Genomic DNA, 20362 nt, shown 5'->3' on the forward strand with positions numbered 1-20362 from the left:
CGTCGCCCTACAGGGCGCAGCTGTCCGTACCCACCTGTTCGTTCGCCGTGCGCCCCCGCTCGATGTCGGCCTGAATCTCGTCGGCCGTCAGGGCGTAGCCGGTGTCCGCGTCGTCGAGGGACTTGGCGAACACCACGCCGTACACCTTGCCGTCCGGAGTGAGCAGGGGGCCGCCGGAGTTGCCCTGGCGGACGGTGGCGTAGAGGGAGTAGACGTCGCGGCGGACCGTGCCGCGGTGGTAGATGTCGGGGCCGTTGGCCGTGATGCGCCCGCGCACGCGCGCGGCGCGCACGTCGTACGAGCCGTTCTCCGGGAAGCCCGCGACGATCGCGCCGTCGCCCCAGGTCGCGTCCCGCGAGGTGAACCGCAGGGCGGTCGCCTTCAGGTCCGGTACGTCGAGTACGGCGATGTCGCGCTTCCAGTCGTACAGGACGACCTTCGCGTCGTACCTGCGGCCCTCCCCGCCTATCTGCACGCGCGGCGCGTCGACCCCGCCGACGACGTGCGCGTTGGTCATCACGCGGCGGTCGGCGAAGACGAACCCGCTGCCCTCCAGGACCTTGCCGCAGCTCTGGGCGGTGCCGGTGACCTTGACGATGGAGCGCTGGGCGTGGAAGGCGACCGGGCTGCTCTCCAGGGCCGGGTCGGGCGGCTGCACGTCTTTGATCGGCTCGTTGGCGAACGGGCTGAAGACCTGCGGGAAGCCGTTCTGCGCGAGCACGGAGGAGAAGTCCGCGAACCAGGTGTCGGCCTGCGCGGGCAGCGCCCGGGAGACCCCGAGGAGCACCTTGGAGCCGCGCACCTCCCTGCCGAGCGTCGGCAGCGTCGTCCCGGCCAGGGCCGAGCCGATCAGCCAGGCGACCAGGAGCATCGCGACGACGTTGACGAGGGCGCCGCCGGTGGCGTCCAGGGCGCGCGCCGGGGACCAGGTGATGTGCCGGCGCAGCTTGTTGCCCAGGTGGGTGGTCAGGGCCTGGCCCACCGAGGCGCAGACGATCACGACGACCACGGCGACGACGGCGGCGGTGGTGCCGACCTCCGCCTTGCCGGTCACGGCGTCCCAGATGACGGGCAGCGTGTACACGGCGACCAGGCCGCCGCCCAGGAACCCGATCACCGACAGGATGCCGACGACGAAGCCCTGGCGGTAGCCCACCACCGCGAACCACACGGCCGCGACCAGCAGCAGGATGTCCAGCACGTTCACGGGGATCACCCTGTCATGCGTGCCAGTCGAGCGGGACCTGCTTGTCGCGGTCCCAGGGGCGCTCCCAGCCCGCGAAGTGCAGCAGGCGGTCGATCACGCCGGCCGTGAAGCCCCACACCAGGGCCGATTCGACCAGGAATGCCGGGCCGCTGTGGCCACGGGGGTGGACGGCGGTGGCGCGGTGGGCGGGGTCCGTGAGATCCGCCACGGGGACGGTGAAGACCCGCGCGGTCTCGTTCGGGTCGACGACGCCGACCGGGCTGGGCTTGCGCCACCAGCCCAGCACGGGGGTGACGACGAAGCCGCTGACCGGGATGTACAGCCTCGGCAGCACGCCGAAGAGCTGCACGCCGGACGGATCGAGCCCGGTCTCCTCCTCGGCCTCGCGCAGCGCGGCCCGCAGGGGCCCGTCGCCTTGCGGATCGCCGTCCTCCGGATCGAGCGCGCCGCCCGGGAACGACGGCTGCCCGGCGTGGGAGCGCAGCGAGCCCGCGCGCTCCATGAGCAGCAGCTCCGGGCCGCGCTCCCCCTCGCCGAACAGGATCAGCACGGCCGACTGCCGCCCCGAGCCGTTCTCCGGCGGCAGGAAGCGGCTCAGCTGGAGCGGCTGGATCGTCTCGGCGGCGCGCACCACGGGCTCCAGCCAGTCCGGCAGCCCCTCCCTGCTGAGCGTCACCGGACCGCCCTGTGTGTCACTGGCCCTCGTCATCGCCACCCCCGTCGCTCCGTCCTCTCCAACGCCGAGGGTCCCGGGATCGTTCCGTCACGCGGCCCCCAGCGGCGGCGCCGGTCTGCCGCCCGCGTCGAGGTAGGCCTGCGGGGGCTTGAGCCGCTGCCCCGGGAAGCCGCCCTTCTCGTACTTCAGCAGCTTCTTCGCCTTCTCCGGGTCGGTCTCGCCCTCGCCGTAGGCCGGGCAGAGCGGGGCGATCGGGCAGGCGCCGCAGGCGGGCTTGCGGGCGTGGCAGATACGGCGGCCGTGCCAGATCACGTGGTGGGACAGGTCGGTCCAGTCGCTCTTCGGGAAGAGCGCGCCGACGGCGGCCTCGATCTTGTCGGGGTCGGTCTCGTCGGTCCACCGCCAGCGCCGGACCAGCCGCTGGAAGTGGGTGTCCACGGTGATCCCGGGCCGGCCGAAGGCGTTGCCGAGGACGACGAAGGCGGTCTTGCGGCCCACGCCGGGCAGGGTGACCAGCTCCTCCAGTCTGCCGGGCACCTCGCCGCCGAAGGTCTCGACGAGCGCCTTGGAGAGCCCTATGACCGACCTGGTCTTGGCGCGGAAGAAGCCGCAGGGGCGCAGGATCTCCTCGACCTCCTCCGGGTTGGCGGCGGCAAGGTCCTCGGGGGTGGGGTACCTGGCGAAGAGCGCCGGGGTGGTCTGGTTGACGCGCAGGTCGGTGGTCTGGGCCGACAGCACGGTGGCGACCAGCAGCTGGAAGGGGTTCTCGAAGTCCAGTTCCGGGTGGGCGTAGGGGTACACCTCGGCCAGCTCGCGGTTGATCCGGCGGGCGCGGCGGACCAGAGCGGTGGGGGACTCGCCGGACGGGGGCGCGACGGCGGTCTTCCTTACGGGGGCGGCCTTCCCGGCGGGCTCCGCGACGGACGCGGCCTCCTTCACGACGACGGCCTTCCTCAGGGCCGGGGTCTTCTTGCCGGCGGCGGCCTTCGTCACGGCGGCGGTCCTCTTCGCCGTAGGAGCCTTCTTCGCCGCAGTCCTCTTCGCCGCAGGGGCCTTCTCGGCAGCTGCGGTCTTCTTCGCGGTCGCGGTCTTCTTCGCGGTCGCGGTCTTCTTCACGGCAGCGGCGGCCTTTTTAGCCGATTTGCCTGTTTTATTACTTCCACCGGGATCCTGTTCGCCCACAGCGGAATCATGACGCGCAACCACCCGCCCAGCCCCCTTGCCCTGTGCTCTCACCGGCGATTTGGACACCCGGCCAGCCTAAAGCCCGGCACCGACATCCGCGCCGAAGCCCGCTGAGCGGCCCCCGATCGGACCCCTGACGCTTACCCCGGGACACCTGTGCGGCATCCTTGTGACAGATCACACTGTTCGGACCGTCCGGCAAAATGGGGAACACGGTCCCCTGACACACGGGGGAGCAAGATCCCCTGAGCAGGTCGACAAGGAGAGAACTCGTGGACGACGTTCTGCGGCGCAACCCGCTCTTCGCGGCTCTCGACGACGAGCAGGCCGCGGAGCTTCGCGCCTCCATGAGTGAGGTGACCCTCGCACGCGGCGACTCCCTGTTCCACGAGGGTGACCCGGGGGACCGGCTGTACGTCGTCACCGAGGGCAAGGTCAAGCTGCACCGGACCTCCCCCGACGGCCGCGAGAACATGCTCGCCGTCGTCGGCCCCGGCGAGCTGATCGGCGAGCTGTCGCTGTTCGACCCGGGCCCCCGCACGGCCACCGCGACCGCGCTGACCGAGGTCAAGCTGCTCGGCCTCGGCCACGGCGACCTCCAGCCCTGGCTGAACGCCCGGCCCGAGGTCGCCGGCGCCCTGCTGCGCGCCGTCGCACGCCGCCTGCGCAAGACCAACGACGCCATGTCCGACCTGGTCTTCTCGGACGTCCCCGGCCGCGTGGCGCGCGCCCTGCTGGACCTCTCCCGCCGCTTCGGCGTGCAGTCCGAGGAGGGCATCCACGTCGTCCACGACCTCACCCAGGAGGAGCTGGCCCAGCTGGTCGGCGCCTCCCGCGAGACCGTGAACAAGGCACTGGCGGACTTCGCCCAGCGCGGCTGGCTCCGCCTGGAGGCGCGGGCCGTGATCCTGCTGGACGTGGAGAGGCTGGCGAAGCGGTCGCGCTGACGCGGGGCCCGGCCGCCGGAAAACCCGGCTGCCCCGGACGCGGGCGGACGGCAGAGTAGGTCCATGACCGTGCTCCCCGCCCCCGGTGGCGTCGACGCCCAGGGCCGCTTCGTCCGCGAAGGCTCCCTAGCGCGCGTGCAGCCCGCCTTCCGCCCGGTCGTGGCCGCCGTCCGCGACCGGCTGCCGGCCGCCCTCGGCACACGCCTGCACAGCGCCTACCTGTTCGGGTCGGTCCCGCGCGGCACCGCGCGCGTGGGGCGCAGCGACCTCGACCTCCTGGTCGCGCTGCGGGCGGAGCCGACCGACGCCGACCGGGACGCCCTGCGCGTCCTCGGCGAGGCGGTCGACCGGGAGTTCCCGCAGATCGACGGCGTCGGCACGCTGCTGTACGGCCGGGAGCGGCTGCTGAGCGACCTGGAACGCCACGACATGGGGTGGTTCGTCGCCTGCCTGTGCACGCCGCTGCGCGGCGACGACCTCGCCGCGCACCTGCCCCGCTACCGCCCCGACTCCCTGCTGGCCCGCGAGACCAACGGCGACCTCGCCCGGCTCCTGCCGCGCTGGCGCGAGCGGATCGCGGGGGCGCGGGACACCGAGGAGGCCCGCCGGCCGCTCGTGCGCTTCATGTCCCGGCATCTGGTCCGCACCGCCTTCACGCTCGTCATGCCCCGCTGGCAGGGCTGGACCAGCGACCTGCGCGAGATGGCCGGCGTGTTCGGCGCCTACTACCCGGGGCGGGCCGCACAGGTGCGTAGGGCGGCCGGCCACGGCCGCGAACCGGTCGGCGACCCGGACGTCCTGCGGTCGTACGTCGACGACCTGGGCCCCTGGCTCGCGGCGGAGTACACGCGCGTGCACGGCGTGAAGGCCCCGCGGCCGGACTAGGGTCCTTAGTCCGGATCGGCCCGGCATGATCCAGGCGACAGGGCCTACTGGGGCATGTCGTTCCCGGCCTGGATCAGCCCGTGCTCGCCGAGGTAGTCCAGCTGGGCCCGGACCGACAGCTCCGCCGCCGGCCACAGCGAGCGGTCGACGTCGGCGTACACATGGGCGACGACCTGGGCCGGGGTCCGGTAGCCGTCCTCGACCGCCGTCTCCACCTGGGCGAGCCGGTGGGCGCGGTGGGCGAGGTAGAACTCGACGGCCCCCTGGGCGTCGTCGAGGACCGGCCCGTGGCCCGGCAGGACGGTGTGCACGCCGTCGTCCACGGTCAGGGACCGCAGGCGGCGCAGGGAGTCCAGATAGTCGCCGAGCCGGCCGTCGGGGTGGGCTACGACCGTCGTGCCCCGCCCGAGAACGGTGTCGCCGGTCAGCACCGCCCGGTCGGCCGGGAGGTGGAAGGACAGCGAGTCAGCGGTGTGCCCGGGGGTCGGTACGACCCGCAGCTCCAGGCCGCCGACGGTGATGACGTCTCCGGCGGCCAGACCCTCGTCGCCCAGCCGCAGGCCCGGATCGAGGGCACGCACGCGCGTGGCGGTCAGTTCGGCGAAGCGGGCGGCGCCCTCGGCGTGGTCGGGATGGCCGTGGGTGAGCAGGGTGAGGGCTATGCGCTTGCCCGCCTTCGCGGCCGTGTCCACGACGTTGCGCAGGTGGCCGTCGTCCAGCGGCCCCGGATCGATCACCACGGCCAGGTCGGAGCCGGGCTCGGCGACGATCCAGGTGTTGGTGCCGTCCAGGGTCATCGCCGAGGGGTTGGGCGCCAGCACGTTGACGGCCCGTTCGGTGGCCGGGCCCGAGAGCACTCCGCCCCGGGGCCGGCCCGGCAGGGCTGCTGCGTCGGTCATGCGGGGCCTCCACCGGTCGTGTCGGCGGCCGTCGGTACGGTCGTCTCGGCTGAGGCCGCAACGGGTGTCCCAGCGGGCGTCGGGGCGGTCGGGACGTGCTTGGTGAACTCGTCGTGTCCGGGCCAGGAGAGGACGATCTCGCCGTCCTCAAGGCGGGCCCGGGCGAGCACCGGGGTCATGTCGCGCGCGGGGGCGGCTGCCAGGGCCTCGGCGGCGGTGCGGTACGGGAGAAGCTGGCGCAGCGTGGCGACGGTGGGCGGCATCATCAGCAGCTCGCCCTTGTCGTACCCGGCGGCGGCCTCCTCGGGGCGGATCCACACCGTGCGGTCGGCCTCCGTGGAGGCGTTCCGGGTGCGCTGCCCCTCGGGGAGGGCGGCCACGAAGAACCAGGTGTCGTAGCGGCGGGCCTCGAACTCCGGGGTGATCCACCGGGTCCAGGCGCCCAGCAGGTCCGAGCGCAGCACCAGGCCGCGCCGTTCGAGGAACTCGGCGAAGGACAGCTCGCGCGCGACCAGGGCGGCGCGGTCGGCCTCCCAGTCGTCGCCGGTGGTGTCGCCGACGACCGAGTCCGGGTCGGGGCCGGCGAGCAGCACACCGGCCTCCTCGTAGGTCTCCCGTACGGCCGCGCAGACGATCGCCTGGGCGCCCGCCGGGTCGACGCCGAGCCGTTCGGCCCACCACGCGCGCGTGGGGCCCGCCCAGCGGATCTGCCGGTCGTCGTCCCGCGGGTCGACACCGCCGCCGGGATACGCGTACGCGCCTCCGGCGAAGGCCATGGAGGCGCGTCTGCGCAGCATGTGGACGACCGGCCCGTCCGGGGTGTCCTTCAGGAGCAGCACCGTGGCCGCGCGCCTCGGGGTCACCGGGGTGAGGGTGCCGTCCGCGAGCGCGCGGATGCGGTCGGGCCACTCCGGGGGGTACCACTGACCGTTCGCCATGGCCGGAGGCTATCCCGTGTAGGGCGAATGTTCGAGAGGTACCCGAGGTCAGCGGGCCTGCCGGGGGTCTACCGGTCCAGCTCGACCTGGATCTCCACCTCGACGGGCGCGTCCAGCGGCAGCACCGCGACGCCGACCGCGCTGCGGGCGTGCACGCCCTTCTCCCCGAGCACCTCACCGAGCAGTTCGCTGGCGCCGTTGACGACGCCGGGCTGACCGGTGAAGTCGGCCGCCGACGCGACGAAGCCGACGACCTTCACCACGCGCGCGATGCGGTCCAGGTCGCCGACGACGGACTTCACGGCGGCGAGCGCGTTCAGCGCGCAGGTGCGGGCCAGCTCCTTGGCCTCCTCCGCCGTGACCTCGGCGCCCACCTTGCCGGTGACCGGCAGCTTGCCCTCCACCATCGGCAGCTGGCCGGCGGTGTAGACGTACACGCCCGACCGCACGGCCGGCTGGTACGCGGCCAGCGGCGGTACGACGTCCGGCAGGGTCAGACCCAGTTCTGCCAGCTTGGCCTCGACCGCGCTCACGCGTCCGCCTCCGGCTTCTCCCGCTTCAGGTACGCCACGAGCGACTCCGGGTTGGGCCCGGGCACGACCTGGACGAGTTCGTAGCCCTGGTCGCCCCAGCTGTCCAGGATCTGCTTCGTGGCGTGGATCAGCAGCGGCACGGTCTGGTATTCCCACTTCTTGGTCATGGGGGCGACTGTAGCCGCTGTGACCGGGGGGTCCGGCGGCCCACCACGGCCCCCGTTGTCCACAGCCTGCCGCGTGAGTGTCGCCCGGACTGGTTAGTCTCGAAGATGTGAGCAGGCTCCAGGTCGTCAGCGGCAAGGGCGGGACCGGAAAGACGACGGTCGCCGCCGCACTCGCGCTGGCCCTCGCGACCGAGGGGAAGCGGACGCTTCTCGTGGAGGTCGAGGGCCGGCAGGGCATCGCGCAGCTCTTCGAGACGGAAGCGCTTCCGTACGAGGAGCGGAAGATCGCGGTCGCTCCGGGCGGCGGCGAGGTGTACGCCCTCGCCATCGATCCGGAACTGGCCCTTTTGGACTATCTCCAGATGTTCTACAAGCTCGGCGGCGCGGGCCGGGCGCTGAAGAAGCTGGGCGCGATCGATTTCGCCACCACCATCGCGCCCGGTCTCAGGGACGTCCTGCTGACCGGCAAGGCGTGCGAGGCGGTGCGCCGCAAGGACAGGTCGGGCAGGTTCGCCTACGACTACGTCGTCATGGACGCCCCGCCGACCGGCCGCATCACCCGCTTCCTGAACGTGAACGACGAGGTGGCGGGCCTCGCGAAGATCGGCCCGATACACAATCAGGCGCAGGCCGTGATGCGGGTGCTGAAGTCACCGGAGACGGCCGTGCACCTGGTGACCCTGCTGGAGGAGATGCCGGTCCAGGAGACCGCCGACGGCATCGCCGAGCTCCGCGCGGCACGGCTGCCGGTGGGCCGGGTCATCGTGAACATGGTCCGGCCGGAGGTGTTGGACGCGGCCGATCTGGAACTCGTACGGACCGTGGAGCGTTCATCGGTCGCGCAGGCGCTCTCGGCGGCCGGTCTCGGCGGGGCCCGGCGCGGCGGGAACGCCGAGAAGCTGGTGGACCCGCTGCTGGAGCAGGCCGCCGAGTACGCCGAGCGGTACGCGCTGGAGCAGGAGCAGCGCGCGGTCCTCGGCGAGCTGGGCCTGCCGCTGCACGAACTGCCGCTGCTCGCCGAGGGCATGGACCTCGCGGGCCTGTACGAACTCGCCACCGAGCTGCGGAAGCAGGGGTTGTCATGAGTGCGGACCCGGCCGAGGCACAGGACGCCGCCCCCCACCAGGACGCGGCACGCTCGCGGCTCTCCGCGCGCGTGCTGGACGTCGACCCGCTGCTCGACGACCCACGGACGCGGATCGTGGTGTGCTGCGGCGCCGGCGGGGTCGGCAAGACGACGACCGCGGCCGCCCTCGGTCTCCGCGCGGCCGAGCGGGGCCGCAAGGTGGTCGTGCTGACCATCGACCCGGCCAAGCGGCTGGCCCAGTCGATGGGCATCGACTCCCTCGACAACGTGCCGCGCAGGGTGAAGGGCACGGAGGGCGACGGCGAGCTGCACGCCATGATGCTCGACATGAAGCGCACCTTCGACGAGGTCGTGGAGGCGCACGCGGACCGGGAGCGGGCCGCCGCGATCCTGGCGAACCCCTTCTACCAGTCGCTCTCGGCGGGCTTCGCGGGCACGCAGGAGTACATGGCGATGGAGAAGCTGGGCCAGCTGCGGGCCAAGGAGGAGTGGGACCTGATCGTGGTCGACACCCCGCCCTCCCGCTCGGCGCTGGACTTCCTGGACGCGCCCAAGCGGCTCGGCTCCTTCCTCGACGGCCGGCTCATCCGGCTGCTGACCGCCCCCGCCAAGCTGGGCGGGCGCGCGGGGATGGCCTTCCTCAACGTCGGCATGTCGATGATGACCGGCACGCTGGGCAAGCTGCTGGGCGGTCAGCTGCTGAAGGACGTGCAGACGTTCGTGGCCGCGATGGACACCACCTTCGGTGGCTTCCGTACGCGCGCGGACGCCACCTACAAGCTGCTCCAGGCGCCCGGCACGGCGTTCCTGGTGGTGGCGGCGCCGGAGCGGGACGCCCTGCGCGAGGCCGCGTACTTCGTGCAGCGGCTGGCCGCGGAGGACATGCCGCTGATGGGCCTGGTGCTCAACCGGGTCCATGGCAGCGGCGCCGGCGGACTGTCGGCCGAGCGGGCCCTCGCCGCCGCGGAAAATCTTGAGGACGCCCGCATTGTCGATCAGGGGGACGGGAAAGCTGGACTTCGTAACTCTCCCGACACATACGGCAGTTCACGAACTCCCGCAGCCGCCGCTTCCGAGGAAGGCTCCCCCGCCGACACGGAGCGCTCTGTCGACCGGCTCACCGCGGGACTGCTGAGGCTGCACGCCGACCGCATGCAGCTGCTCTCGCGTGAGCAGCGCACGCGTGACCGCTTCACCGCCCGTCACCCCGAGGTGGCGGTGGCGGAGGTACCGGCGCTGCCCGGTGACGTCCACGACCTCGCGGGCCTGCGCGACATCGGTGACCGCCTGGCGGCGGGGCGGCCGGAAGACACGTAAGCCGAACGCACACGAACCAGGGGGCACGTGGCCGGACCACAGGACGCGGCAGACCAGGACGCCGCTCACCACTGGATGCCGCCCGTCACAGGCCGCGGCAGACCACAGGAACGGTGGTCACGCGCCGTCCCACGCGCCAGGCCCCGCGCACACGCGGAACACGCACGCGGAAGACGCAGGCGACGGCTGCTGCCCAGGGGGCGTGTACCCGCCGCAGGACCATGCGCCCCTCGCAGGACGGATGCCCTCAGCTCACCGCCGCGTAGTTCTCGTACACCTCGTCGTTGTCGAGGGGCACGATGCCCGCGCCCCGCTCGTACTCCGAGCGGGCGGTCTCCAGCAGTCTCCGCCAGGAGGTCACGGTGGGCCGGCGGCGCAGCAGTGCGCGGCGCTCACGCTCCGTCATGCCTCCCCACACGCCGAACTCGACGCGGTTGTCCAGCGCATCCGCCAGGCACTCCGTGCGTACCGGGCATCCGGTGCACACCGCCTTGGCCCTGTTCTGCGCTGCTCCCTGAACGAACAGTTCATCCGGATCGGTAGTGCGGCAGGCAGCCTGCGCACTCCAGTCGGTTACCCAGCCCATACCGGCGCCGTCCTCTCCCGAATCGAGGCTCCCCCACGGCGGCAGCGGCATATTCACCGCCGCCAGTTGAGGACGTTACGGAAGGTGGGGACAGCGCAACACCCCCTGCGGGCCCAATCTTGAATGGCCCGAACGGACTATGGGTAAGCGGCAGATCACCCGCGGGAGTGAGCTGGCGACATGCGCGACCATCCCGACAAAGCGGGACAGTGGTGGTGCGTCACATCGGGCGCCAGGTGACACACGAGGCGGAATCGGGCTCGCCCTTCTCAGGGAACGAGCCGTCCCTGGGAAGTCCGGGCCACGTCCGGAACGATTCGGGTTCGCCGGACGTATAGCTACGTGACCGCTCAGCTGTGACAGTTGAGAGCAGCTTAGGCCAAGGCCTGGGCGCGTGTCCGGCGAATGGGAACGCCGGCCCCCCGCGCTTTGCCGTGCCGTGATGCGGTCGCTCCTTCGGAACGCTCAACAGTACGGATTAGGCTGCCCCCATGCCAAAGAAGCGCCCGGGCGGCGGTCTGTCGCCCATGCAGCAGGCCGCCAAGTTCCTCGGTGTCAGTGTGCTCGCCGGAGCCGTGATGGCGGGCATCGCGCTGCCCGCTGCCGGCGCGCTCGGCCTCGCGGCCAAGGGCTCGGTCCAGGGCTTCGACGAGATCCCGGCCAACCTGAAGAGCCCCCAGCTGAGCCAGCGCACGACGATCCTGGACAACCAGGGCAAACAGATCGCGACCGTCTACTCCCGCGACCGTACGGTGGTCGACCTGAAGGACATCTCGCCGTACATGCAGAAGGCGATCGTCGCGATCGAGGACTCGCGCTTCTACCAGCACGGCGCCGTCGACCTCAAGGGCGTCCTGCGCGCCCTGAACAAGAACGCGCAGGAGGGCGGGGTCGCCCAGGGCGCCTCCACGCTCACCCAGCAGCTGGTGAAGAACTACTTCATCGAGGAGGCCGGCGACGACCCGACGAAGGTCGCCGAGGCCACCCAGCAGACCCTGGGCCGCAAGATCCGCGAGCTGAAGTACGCGATCCAGATCGAGGACAAGCTCGGCAAGAAGAAGATCCTCGAGAACTACCTGAACATCACCTTCTTCGGCGAGCAGGCCTACGGCGTCGAGGCCGCCTCCCAGCGCTACTTCTCCAAGCACGCCAAGGACCTCAACCTCCAGGAGTCGGCCCTGCTGGCCGGCATCGTGCAGTCCCCGAGCCGCTACGACCCGGTGAACGACGAAGCGGAGGCCACCAAGCGGCGCAACACCGTCCTGCAGCGCATGGCGGAGCTCGGCGACATCTCCCAGAAGGAGGCCGACCAGGCCAAGGAGAAGCCGCTCGGCCTGCACACCAGCCGCCCCAAGAACGGCTGCATCACCGCGGCGAAGGGCGCCGGCTTCTTCTGTGACTACGTCCGCCAGGTCGTCCTCACCGACCCGGTCTTCGGCAAGACCAAGGAGGCCCGGGCCAAGCTCTGGAACCGGGGCGGCCTGACGATCCGTACGACGCTCGACCCGCAGGCCCAGCGGTCCGCGCAGGCGTCCATCAAGGACCACGTCTACAAGAGCGACGCCGTGGCGACCGCCGCGACCATCGTCGAGCCCGGCACCGGCAAGATCCTCGCCATGGGCCAGTCCCGCCCGTACGGCGTCAACGTCAAGGACGACGAGACGACGATCAACCTGTCCGTCAACGGGGACATGGGCGGCGGCGCCGGCTACCAGCCCGGCTCCACGTTCAAGCCGATCGTCGCCGCGGCGGCCGTCGAGGGCGGCAAGCCCCCGACGCAGGAGTACTCCTCGCCGTACGAGATGACGTACCCGAGCCCGGTCTCCGCGTGCGACGGCAAGACCTGGCACGACGACCCGAACAAGCCCACCAAGCTGACCAACGAGAACGAGTCCGAGCACGGTCCGTACGCCATGAAGGAGGCGACCGCCAAGTCGGTCAACACCTACTACGTGCAGCTGATCAGCGACATCGGCATCTGCCCGGTCATCGACATGGCCAAGAAGATGGGCGTGCAGCGCGCGGACGGACGCCAGATCCAGCAGGCCCCCTCCATCGCGCTCGGCACCCAGGAGATGTCCCCGCTGACGATGGCGAACGCCTACGCCACCTTCGCGTCGCGCGGGATGTACTGCACCCCCGTCGCCATCGAGTCGGTCACCAAGAAGGTCGGCAGCGAGCGGAAGTCCCTGCCGGTGCCGAAGTCGACCTGCTCGCGGGCGATGTCGGAGCAGACCGCCGACACGGTCAGCACCCTCCTGAAGGGCGTGGTCGAGGACGGCACGGGCCAGGAGGCCGGTCTCGGCAGCCGCCCGAGCGCGGGCAAGACCGGTACGACGGACGAGCGCTTCGCGGCCTGGTTCGTCGGCTACACCCCGAACATGGCGGGCGCGGTCTGGGTCGGCGACCCCCAGCACAAGCGGAAGATGACCAACATCACCATCGGCGGCGTCCCGCACGACAAGGTCTACGGCGGTGAGGTCCCGGGCCCGATCTGGCGCGACATGATGAGCGGCGCGCTGGAGGGCAAGCCCGTCGAGGACTTCCACCTGGTCGACATCCCCGACGACACCCACGAGGGTGATGATCCGGGAAAAGGCGACGGGGGGACGGAGGACGACAACAACCGGGCCACGACGGGACGGCTGATCGGCGGACTGATCGGCGGCCCGACGGACGGGGGAGCGACGCACGGCACCACGGGTGACGCGACCGGCGGCACCCTCGGCGGCACGTTCCCGACCCCCACGATCTCCCTCCCCGGCAACTTCATCCAGGGCCAGGTGAACGGCGGGAACAACGGACACGGCCACGGAGGCGCGGGCGGACGGAGGTAGCCGCCGTCACCCCACGTCAGCGGGGCCGCACCCGTCGCCCGGGTGCGGCCCCGCTGTCGTACGCCGTACTACCTGAAGCCGGACTGCCTGAAGCCGGACTGCCTGAAGCGGTACCGCCCTGAAGCCGTACTGACCCGAGGCCGTACTGCCCCGAAGCCGTACTGCCCCGAGGCCGTACTGCCCTGACGTACGAGTCGGTCACTCAGCCCTGAAGGAGCTTCTTCACCGCGGCGGCGACCCGCCCGCCCTCGGCCTGGCCGGCCACCTTCGGGTTCACGATCTTCATGACGGCGCCCATGGCCCGCGGCCCCTCGGCACCGGCCGCCTTCGCCTCCTCCACGGCCTCGGCGACGATCGTGTTCAGCTCCTCGTCGGACAGCTGCTTGGGCAGGTACCCGGCCAGCACCTCGCCCTCCGCCTTCTCCCGCTCGGCCTGCGCCGCACGGCCGCCCTGCGCGAAGGCCTCGGCGGCCTCACGGCGCTTCTTGGCCTCACGGGTGATCACCTTCACCACCTCGTCGTCGGAGAGCTCACGCTTCTCCTTCCCCGCGACCTCCTCCTTGGTGATCGCGGCGAGCGTCAGCCGCAGGGTCGAGGAGCGGAGCTCGTCGCGCTCCTTGATCGCGGCATTGAGGTCGTCGTGCAGCTTCGACTTGAGCGTGGTGGTCATGGCCCGATTGTCGCAGGTGCACCGCCCGGCACGCCCGCCGATTTACCGGGCGGCCGGTCTCACCGTGACCAACGCGTCTGACACGATGGGCACATGCGCGCGCGATACGGAATCCCCCTGGGAATCGTGGCGGCCGGCGCCGCCGGCCTGGTCTATGCGGCGGGCTTCGAGGCCCGTTCCTTCCGCCTCCGACGGGTCACCGTCCCCGTCCTGCCCCCGGGCATGCGCCCGCTGCGCGTGCTGCAGGTCTCCGACATCCACATGGTGAGCGGGCAGCGCAAGAAGCAGCGCTGGCTGCAGTCGCTGGCCGGATTGCGCCCCGACTTCGTGATCAACACGGGCGACAACCTGTCGGACCCCGAGGGCGTCCCCGAGGTCCTGGACGCCCTGGGCCCGCTGATGGAGTTCCCGGGCGCGTACGTCTTCGGCTCCAACGACTACTACGGCCCCCGGCCCCGCAACCCCGCCCGCTACCTGCTGGAGAAGACGAGCGGCCGGCACGGCCTGAACGGCAACCCGCCGGTGGTCGGCGCGATCCACAATCCGTGGCAGGACCTGCGGGACGGCTTCGACGAGGCCGGCTGGCTGAACCTGACGAACACGCGGGGCGTCCTGAAGGTCGAGGGCGTCTCGATCGAGCTGACGGGCCTGGACGACCCGCACATCAAGCGTGACCGCTACGCCCAGGTGGCCGGCGGCCCGTCCGGCTCCTACGACTTCTCGCTCGGCGTGGTCCACGCGCCGTACCTGCGGGTCCTGGACGCGTTCACGGCGGACGCCTACCCCCTGATCCTGGCCGGCCACACCCACGGCGGCCAGCTGTGCATCCCCTTCTACGGCGCCCTGGTCACCAACTGCGACCTGGACACGGACCGCGTGAAGGGCCTCTCCACGCACACGGCGGAGGGCCACACCTCCTACCTCCACGTCTCGGCGGGCTGCGGCACCAGCCGCTACACCCCGGTCCGCTTCGCCTGCCCACCGGAGGCGACGCTGCTGACGTTGGTGGGGAGGGAGTAGGGAGCCAAGGGGTCAGGCTGCTGCGGTCAGGGGCCGAGGAGCAAGGAGTAATAGGGAGGGACAAGGCCGGGGGACCGAGCGACAGGCGCCCGGAGCGGGCCCGCGCCCACACGAACGCGCCCCTCACACGGCCCACCCCCTCACCCCCTCCCCCGCGCCTTCCCCCGCCCTCCCCCATACGGACGAGTCCGCATGGCCGCCCCCCTCCCCCGCTCCTAGCGTGAGGGCATGACCGCCCCGATACCCAGGGAGATCCCGGACCTGCCCGCGGTCCCGGCCCCGCCCCTGCTGCTGCCCGCCCCGGTCCCGGCCACGGCGGTGGTGGCCCCGGTCCGCCGCCCCCGGGCCGCGGTGTTCCGCCTGGTCACCGCCGTGGCGGCGGCCGGCGGCGTCGCGCTGGAACTGCTGCTCGGCACCCCGGCCGACATCCTGAGCTACTTCAGCGTCCAGGCCGGCATCCTGCTGACCGTGGTGATGCTCCTGTCCGCGTCGAGAGCCTGGCGGGCCCGCCGCGCGCTCCCGTCGGCCGTGACAGGCGCCACGCTCCTCTACGTCCTGACCTCGGCCCTGGTCTACCACCTGCTCCTGGCCCACACGACGCCCCCGTTCTCCATGACCGGGGCGACGTCACCCCCGGAGCGCTGGCACGCCCAGTGGGCAGCGCTCCAGGTCCTCCACCTCGTGGTCCCGGTGGCGGCCCTGCTGGACTGGCTCCTGCTGACCCCCGCGGCCCGCCTGCACCTGCGCCAGACCGCGGCCTGGCTCCTCTACCCCCTGGCCTACCTGGTCTTCTCCCTCACCAGGCCCGCGTTCCTGCCGCCGGCCGGCCCGTCCCGGTACCTCTATCCGTTCCTGGACGTCGCGACCCACGGCTACCGCGGCACCCTGGCCAACGCCCTCCTCATCGGCCTCGCGATCTACGCCCTGGCCGTCCTCCTGGTCGCCTTGGACCACGCCCGCCCCACCCCGGTCCGCCACCCCGCCTGAAACCGGATTTCGTCTACAGCCACCAGTGGGCTAAAGTAAACGTCGTCGCCGCGGGAAGCAGCGACACCGGGGTGTAGCGCAGCTTGGCAGCGCGCTTCGTTCGGGACGAAGAGGTCGTGGGTTCAAATCCCGCCACCCCGACAGCCAAGTAGCAGGTCAGAGGGCCCTTACCGTTTCGGTGAGGGCCCTCTGGCTTTGCTGCGTGTCTATCTGCGTGACTATCGATTTCCGAGTGTCTACGAGCGTCGCGGGTCGGCGCCGAAGATCCCGTCCATGACCACCGCACCGGTCTGGATCACGGGCCGGATCTGCTTCCGGTAGACCTCCTCCGTCACGGCGGTCCCGGAGTGGCCGACGAGCCGGGAGATCTCTTCCAGCGGGACTCCCCGGTCGGAGAGCAGGGATACGAAGCTGTGCCGTAGCTCCCTCGGAGTCCACTCGTCGGCGTTGATCCCGTCGATGCCCCTGAGCGCCTGGCGGAAGGCACGGCGGACATTGGCAGCGTCGAGAGGCTTGCCCACGGCCGACGAGAAGACAAGACCGTGTTCCTCCCACTTGTCCTCAGCTGCGAGCCGATCCCAGCCCTGATCTTCGAACTGCTGCCAAAGGGCCTCGACGCAGCGCGCCGGCAGAGCGAGCGTGCGCCGGGACTTCTTGGTCTTGGTGTCTCCGCTCCGCCGTACCGAGCGCCAGACGGCGATGTGCGGAGGCTGCGGCGGGTCCAGATCCCGGCGGCCCTTCAGGAAGACGTGGTCCCAGGTGAGGGCCCGCAGTTCTTCCGTGCGGGCACCGGTCAGAAGCGCGACGACGATGTACGCGTACATCGAAGTCCCTTCGGCGCCCTTGAGTACGGCCTCAGCCTGGGCGAAAGTGAGCGCCTTGGACGGGCGCCCGGCCTGCCCCTGCGGCACTGAGCACAACTCGACGACATTCCGCTTCACCTTGTCCCGCGCCATGGCCCGCTTGACCGCGCGGTTGAGGCAGGAGTGGATTCCCTGGAGCGTGCGCGTGCTGAGCGTCTTCGCTTTGGTGGCCAGCCAGCGATCTACGTCCTCCGCGCTCAGATCGCGAAGCTTTCGCGCGCCGAGCGACGGAATCACGTGCTTCTGACTCAGAAGCGTGACGGTCTCAACGGTGCGGAGGTCGAGGCCCGCCAACCCGTACTCCAGCCAGTCCGTCACGGCGTCCTTGACCGTGTAGTTGGTGGGCGCGATGGCGAGACCGTCTTCGTGGTCCCGCAGCACTTCCTTGCGCGCCAGATCGGACCACAAGTCAGGCGCACTGCACGCGCCAGACGCCGATAGTCGCAGGTAGGAGACCCAACTCCTCAGACAGTTGGAAAGCGTGTTGGCATCGGGGTTGGGCAACGCCCAACGGAGGACCCTCGATGCGTGATCAGCTTGGGTGGTGGAGACCATCATCGCCAGCGGCATAGCCGTCCTAGGGACGCTGCTTGGTTCGGGGATCACCCTGGCGTTCCAGCAGCGCACCGCCGACAGGAGCCACCAGTTCACCCGCCAAGAGAAGCTCCGGCAGGAACGACTCGATGCCTACTCCGCTTACGCCGGCGCATTGGTCAACTACCGCCGCTGCCTCGTTCACCTATGGTTTTGCGAGCACGAACAGCCACCACCGGAGGACCCCGACACGGTACGGATCCGCGCCTACGACCTGCGCTCCAACGCTCAAGAAGCACTGTTCCGGGCACAGATGCTCACCGATGACGTGACTCTGAGCCAGGCCGCGGAGGACTTGCTCGCAGACGTTACGACGCTGTCCAAGACGGACAGCAGAACAGAACTCGACGTTGCCAGGGTACGGACCCGTGACGACATCAGCCGACTGGTCAGGGCAGCCAAGCAACACCTTTAAGGCACGTGCAGACGCGCCGGTTCGTAGGTAACCGCACCACAAGTGCACCAGATCGAGCGGGGAGCAGCGGGGAATCACGGTGAAAGCAGTCGAGCCCGCAGAGGTTACGAACCTGCCGTTCAAGCAGGTCAGCGCCGACGACAGGCCCGCGATGCTCGCTGCTTCCCAAGCTGAGGGCACGCCGCGGTGGTCACGTGCCGGCCGCCGCGGCTTGCTCTGGTCGACGGCATCAGTAGTGTGGCTGAGCCCGGTGGGGGTACGGCGAGACATACGCGCGCCTGATCGTTCGACGCCCCCGCCGTCGTCGCTGACTTTCGTCGGCTGAGGTTCAGACGTGGGTCCGCCGCACGCCGGTGCACGCGATCAGCCTGCTGCCGTCTTCGGTCAGAAACAGCATGAACGTCCATGAGCCATCGGCAGCCCTGATCTCCCCCAGGCGAACCGGCTGCTGTTGCCGACCGAGCAACTCCACGGCGCGTGTCAGGTTCGTGGTCTCGATGCCCCGGCGGCGTGTGTGCCGTAGCCGACGTCCATAGATAAGGGCGAGCGGCTCAGCAGGCGTAGTCCCCTCCCAAACCACGTAGGAACCGCCGCAGCGGAGCGCAGCCAGAGCGGCCACGGACGCCTCGTCGTTGCCAACCAGTAGCCGTTCGAGTAGTTCCCGCTCCATGCCGCCACCCCCACCAGGATCCTGCTGTACAGCAGCCGGATACAGCAACCACAGCAACCGGCCCCGGCCCGTAGCGTCCCCCTGGGGCCGATGCGCGACCTGTATGACCGTCGCTGACCGATCTCTGTAGAGCTACGGATCAGAAGTTGCCCGTGCCTCAGCCCTGCCCGATGGAGCGGGGAGCCACGGGGAACACCGGGCAGTCACGGCAGCCATGCATGAGAACGGCCCCCGGCCTACTCGACAGGTCGGGGGCCGTTCCCAACGTTCTCAGCACGGAGGCGGGAGGGTGAACCCACCCTGAAGTCGCTGTCACGAGGTTTTCAAGCTCGGGGACGGCCACGCTCGGCCGGGCCCGTAGCCCGACCGTGGCCTCAATACTTGCCTCCGAGGAGCACGACGATCACCACGGCGACCGTGAGCAAGATGGCTGCTCCCAACCAGTCTTTCGGCGTCCTTCCCGGACGCTGCGGCCGCTCGGTTGCACCAACCATGAGTCCACATCGCCGGCAGAAATGAAGACCGGGCCCCCACACCTTCCACTGGGCCGCGCATCTAGCACACCGGACTAACCGACCCTGATCCGCCATCCGAACAGCCTAACGCCGCATGCCCGCTTCCCAAGCTGAGGGCTTACCGCCGGCCTTGACCTCATCGGCCCGCTTCCCTTCACCAGCTGCCGAACCGATCATGGGCTCATGGTGTCAAGCATCGTCGTTCAGTACACCGACCTCCTGAGGACCAGCGACTACGACCTGTGGAGGCGGTTGCGGGAACTCCTGACGGGCCAGGGACTCGATCCGGGCCGAACGATCGTCGTCGACCTCTTGCAGGAGGGCCCCGACCACGAGGACGGGCAAGTCATCTCCGAAGACGGCAGGGTCTACAAGTTCACCCTCTTTTACGACCAAGCAGCAGAGCACGGCGCGCGCAGCGCCTACCTCCACGGCTGGACCGACATCACCGATTCCTGGCAGAGCGGATCGCTGGCTCCCCGAACAGCAGACGCCTTCGCTTTGCTTCGGGACGAAGATGTCCGTGCCCCCTCCGTGCCCGATCGAGCGGGAAACCACGGGGAACCGCGGAGAAGAGCGGGCGCAGCTCAACTCGACGGCCCCTGACCGATCTGCCTGGTCAGGGGCCGTTTGTGCTGGCGGTGGGTGTGGGATTTGAACCCACGGTGACTCGCGCCACGACGGTTTTCAAGATCGCTCACCAACTGTTTGGCATGGCCACGTCGTCCGATGCGTCGCGACAGGCAGAGGCGATCAGTCGAGCCACACGAGCATGGCGTCATCCGCCGCCGCAGCAGCCTCGAAGAACTGCGTCAGGCCGTCGTACCAGTGACGCCCCCACTCAAGCGCACCAGGTTCATCCCATCCGAGGGGATACGCAGCAGCCAGAGGATACACATCAGCCTTGGTCAGGTCGGCCGGATTCACGCCGCTAACGAGCTGGTCATACGTGGTGGCACGCAGCGCCCGCGCTGCAAGACCCACCCGCTCCGAGCGCAGGTACCTCGGTGGTCCGTAACCCCAGTCCTCATCCTCGGCAAACGACTCCTCACCATGGATGACGTCCACCGGGAAGTCGGCACGCGTCAAGAAGAAGCCCAGCATGTCCCAGGTCTTGGACGTGCTGAAATGACGCGCTTCGGTCGGCGCAGGCTCTGACTCCTCCTCGGCGTCCTGAACCTCTTCGGCGAAATCCAGCGCCCAGTCAGGGTCCCGAATCGCCCGGTCGAGCTCAGCAGCCGTAACGCGCAGATACTCACCTATCATGCTCATGGCCGGAGACTAGACGAGACCTCTGACAGCGGTGGGCGAGCAGACCGTCTCAGTTTCCGTCTCATTCAGCCCCGTTCAGGAACGCGTTCATC

General features: G+C 70.3%; 21 protein-coding genes and 1 tRNA gene. 10 read left to right on the forward strand and 12 right to left on the reverse strand.

Annotated elements, in window-relative coordinates:
• Nucleotides 1-7 precede the first annotated feature (7 nt).
• The 3 genes from LG395_RS04445 to nth are packed head-to-tail and all read right to left on the reverse strand — an operon-like array spanning nt 8 to nt 2999.
• Nucleotides 8-1207 (reverse strand): MarP family serine protease, encoded by a 1200-nt coding sequence (locus LG395_RS04445; protein ID WP_225808519.1) that lies wholly within the window; start codon nt 1205-1207, stop codon nt 8-10.
• Nucleotides 1208-1220: 13 nt separating this feature from the next.
• On the reverse strand, nt 1221-1916 hold the full coding sequence (locus LG395_RS04450; protein WP_225808520.1) for an NUDIX hydrolase: 696 nt from the start codon (nt 1914-1916) through the stop codon (nt 1221-1223).
• 54 nt (nt 1917-1970) lie between these two features.
• The gene (gene nth, locus LG395_RS04455) at nt 1971-2999 is read right to left on the reverse strand and encodes an endonuclease III (RefSeq protein WP_225808521.1); all 1029 of its coding nucleotides are present in this window, start codon (nt 2997-2999) and stop codon (nt 1971-1973) included.
• 341 nt (nt 3000-3340) lie between these two features.
• Between nth and LG395_RS04460 the strand changes: the two genes are divergently transcribed.
• Nucleotides 3341-4015 (forward strand): Crp/Fnr family transcriptional regulator, encoded by a 675-nt coding sequence (locus tag LG395_RS04460; protein WP_014674022.1) that lies wholly within the window; start codon nt 3341-3343, stop codon nt 4013-4015.
• A gap of 63 nt (nt 4016-4078) precedes the next feature.
• Entirely contained in the window at nt 4079-4900 is an 822-nt protein-coding gene (locus LG395_RS04465) for a nucleotidyltransferase domain-containing protein (protein WP_225808522.1), read from the forward strand.
• 44 nt (nt 4901-4944) lie between these two features.
• Here the strand turns inward: LG395_RS04465 and LG395_RS04470 are convergent, their stop codons facing one another.
• From LG395_RS04470 to sp36, 4 genes are all read right to left on the reverse strand, one after another.
• A complete protein-coding gene (locus LG395_RS04470; RefSeq protein ID WP_171154171.1) occupies nt 4945-5799 on the reverse strand; it encodes an MBL fold metallo-hydrolase in 855 nt (284 codons plus the stop codon).
• Nucleotides 5796-6737, reverse strand: a complete 942-nt coding sequence (locus tag LG395_RS04475; protein ID WP_225808523.1) for an NUDIX hydrolase — start codon at nt 6735-6737, stop codon at nt 5796-5798. Before LG395_RS04475 ends, LG395_RS04470 begins: the two co-directional genes overlap by 4 nt.
• A gap of 68 nt (nt 6738-6805) precedes the next feature.
• On the reverse strand, nt 6806-7270 hold the full coding sequence (locus LG395_RS04480) for a RidA family protein (RefSeq protein WP_014674018.1): 465 nt from the start codon (nt 7268-7270) through the stop codon (nt 6806-6808).
• On the reverse strand, nt 7267-7437 hold the full coding sequence (gene sp36 / locus LG395_RS04485) for a Sp36 family protein (RefSeq protein WP_014674017.1): 171 nt from the start codon (nt 7435-7437) through the stop codon (nt 7267-7269). Before sp36 ends, LG395_RS04480 begins: the two co-directional genes overlap by 4 nt.
• A gap of 107 nt (nt 7438-7544) precedes the next feature.
• On the opposite strand from sp36, the gene bagA reads away from it, so the two are divergent.
• Nucleotides 7545-8522, forward strand: a complete 978-nt coding sequence (gene bagA / locus LG395_RS04490; protein WP_171154175.1) for an ATPase BagA — start codon at nt 7545-7547, stop codon at nt 8520-8522.
• On the forward strand, nt 8519-9841 hold the full coding sequence (bagB, locus tag LG395_RS04495) for an ATPase BagB (protein ID WP_225808524.1): 1323 nt from the start codon (nt 8519-8521) through the stop codon (nt 9839-9841). Before bagA ends, bagB begins: the two co-directional genes overlap by 4 nt.
• Nucleotides 9842-10088: 247 nt before the next feature.
• Here the strand turns inward: bagB and wblA are convergent, their stop codons facing one another.
• On the reverse strand, nt 10089-10427 hold the full coding sequence (wblA, locus tag LG395_RS04500; RefSeq protein ID WP_018547931.1) for a transcriptional regulator WblA: 339 nt from the start codon (nt 10425-10427) through the stop codon (nt 10089-10091).
• A gap of 491 nt (nt 10428-10918) precedes the next feature.
• Between wblA and LG395_RS04505 the strand changes: the two genes are divergently transcribed.
• Nucleotides 10919-13264 (forward strand): transglycosylase domain-containing protein, encoded by a 2346-nt coding sequence (locus tag LG395_RS04505; protein ID WP_171154179.1) that lies wholly within the window; start codon nt 10919-10921, stop codon nt 13262-13264.
• Nucleotides 13265-13466: 202 nt separating this feature from the next.
• On the opposite strand, the gene LG395_RS04510 is transcribed toward LG395_RS04505, so the two are convergent.
• Nucleotides 13467-13934 (reverse strand): GatB/YqeY domain-containing protein, encoded by a 468-nt coding sequence (locus LG395_RS04510; RefSeq protein ID WP_171154181.1) that lies wholly within the window; start codon nt 13932-13934, stop codon nt 13467-13469.
• Between the two features lie 93 nt (nt 13935-14027).
• On the opposite strand from LG395_RS04510, the gene LG395_RS04515 reads away from it, so the two are divergent.
• The 3 genes from LG395_RS04515 to LG395_RS04525 all read left to right on the forward strand — a co-directional run bounded on the left by LG395_RS04515 (nt 14028) and on the right by LG395_RS04525 (nt 16082).
• Nucleotides 14028-14954: a metallophosphoesterase gene (locus tag LG395_RS04515; RefSeq protein ID WP_225808525.1), complete on the forward strand. Its 927-nt coding sequence runs from the start codon at nt 14028-14030 to the stop codon at nt 14952-14954.
• A 228-nt stretch (nt 14955-15182) separates the two neighbouring features.
• The gene (locus LG395_RS04520) at nt 15183-15941 is read left to right on the forward strand and encodes a Pr6Pr family membrane protein (RefSeq protein ID WP_308071207.1); all 759 of its coding nucleotides are present in this window, start codon (nt 15183-15185) and stop codon (nt 15939-15941) included.
• A 67-nt stretch (nt 15942-16008) separates the two neighbouring features.
• Nucleotides 16009-16082 (forward strand) — tRNA-Pro (locus tag LG395_RS04525).
• Nucleotides 16083-16177: 95 nt separating this feature from the next.
• On the opposite strand, the gene LG395_RS04530 is transcribed toward LG395_RS04525, so the two are convergent.
• Nucleotides 16178-17212: a site-specific integrase gene (locus tag LG395_RS04530; protein WP_225808526.1), complete on the reverse strand. Its 1035-nt coding sequence runs from the start codon at nt 17210-17212 to the stop codon at nt 16178-16180.
• A 136-nt stretch (nt 17213-17348) separates the two neighbouring features.
• Between LG395_RS04530 and kilB the strand changes: the two genes are divergently transcribed.
• Nucleotides 17349-17813, forward strand: a complete 465-nt coding sequence (gene kilB / locus LG395_RS04535) for a plasmid transfer protein KilB (RefSeq protein ID WP_225808527.1) — start codon at nt 17349-17351, stop codon at nt 17811-17813.
• A 328-nt stretch (nt 17814-18141) separates the two neighbouring features.
• Here kilB and LG395_RS04540 read toward each other — a convergent pair whose 3' ends face one another.
• A complete protein-coding gene (locus tag LG395_RS04540; RefSeq protein WP_225808528.1) occupies nt 18142-18483 on the reverse strand; it encodes a hypothetical protein in 342 nt (113 codons plus the stop codon).
• Between the two features lie 698 nt (nt 18484-19181).
• Here LG395_RS04540 and LG395_RS04545 point away from each other — a divergent pair.
• Complete coding sequence (locus tag LG395_RS04545) at nt 19182-19604, forward strand: hypothetical protein (protein ID WP_225808529.1); 423 nt, start codon at nt 19182-19184, stop codon at nt 19602-19604.
• Nucleotides 19605-19751: 147 nt separating this feature from the next.
• Here LG395_RS04545 and LG395_RS04550 read toward each other — a convergent pair whose 3' ends face one another.
• A complete protein-coding gene (locus tag LG395_RS04550; RefSeq protein ID WP_225808530.1) occupies nt 19752-20270 on the reverse strand; it encodes a YfbM family protein in 519 nt (172 codons plus the stop codon).
• Nucleotides 20271-20362: the final 92 nt, after the last annotated feature.

It is taken from the genome of Streptomyces spinosus (genome assembly GCF_020400655.1).
Lineage (GTDB): Bacteria > Actinomycetota > Actinomycetes > Streptomycetales > Streptomycetaceae > Streptomyces > Streptomyces argyrophylli.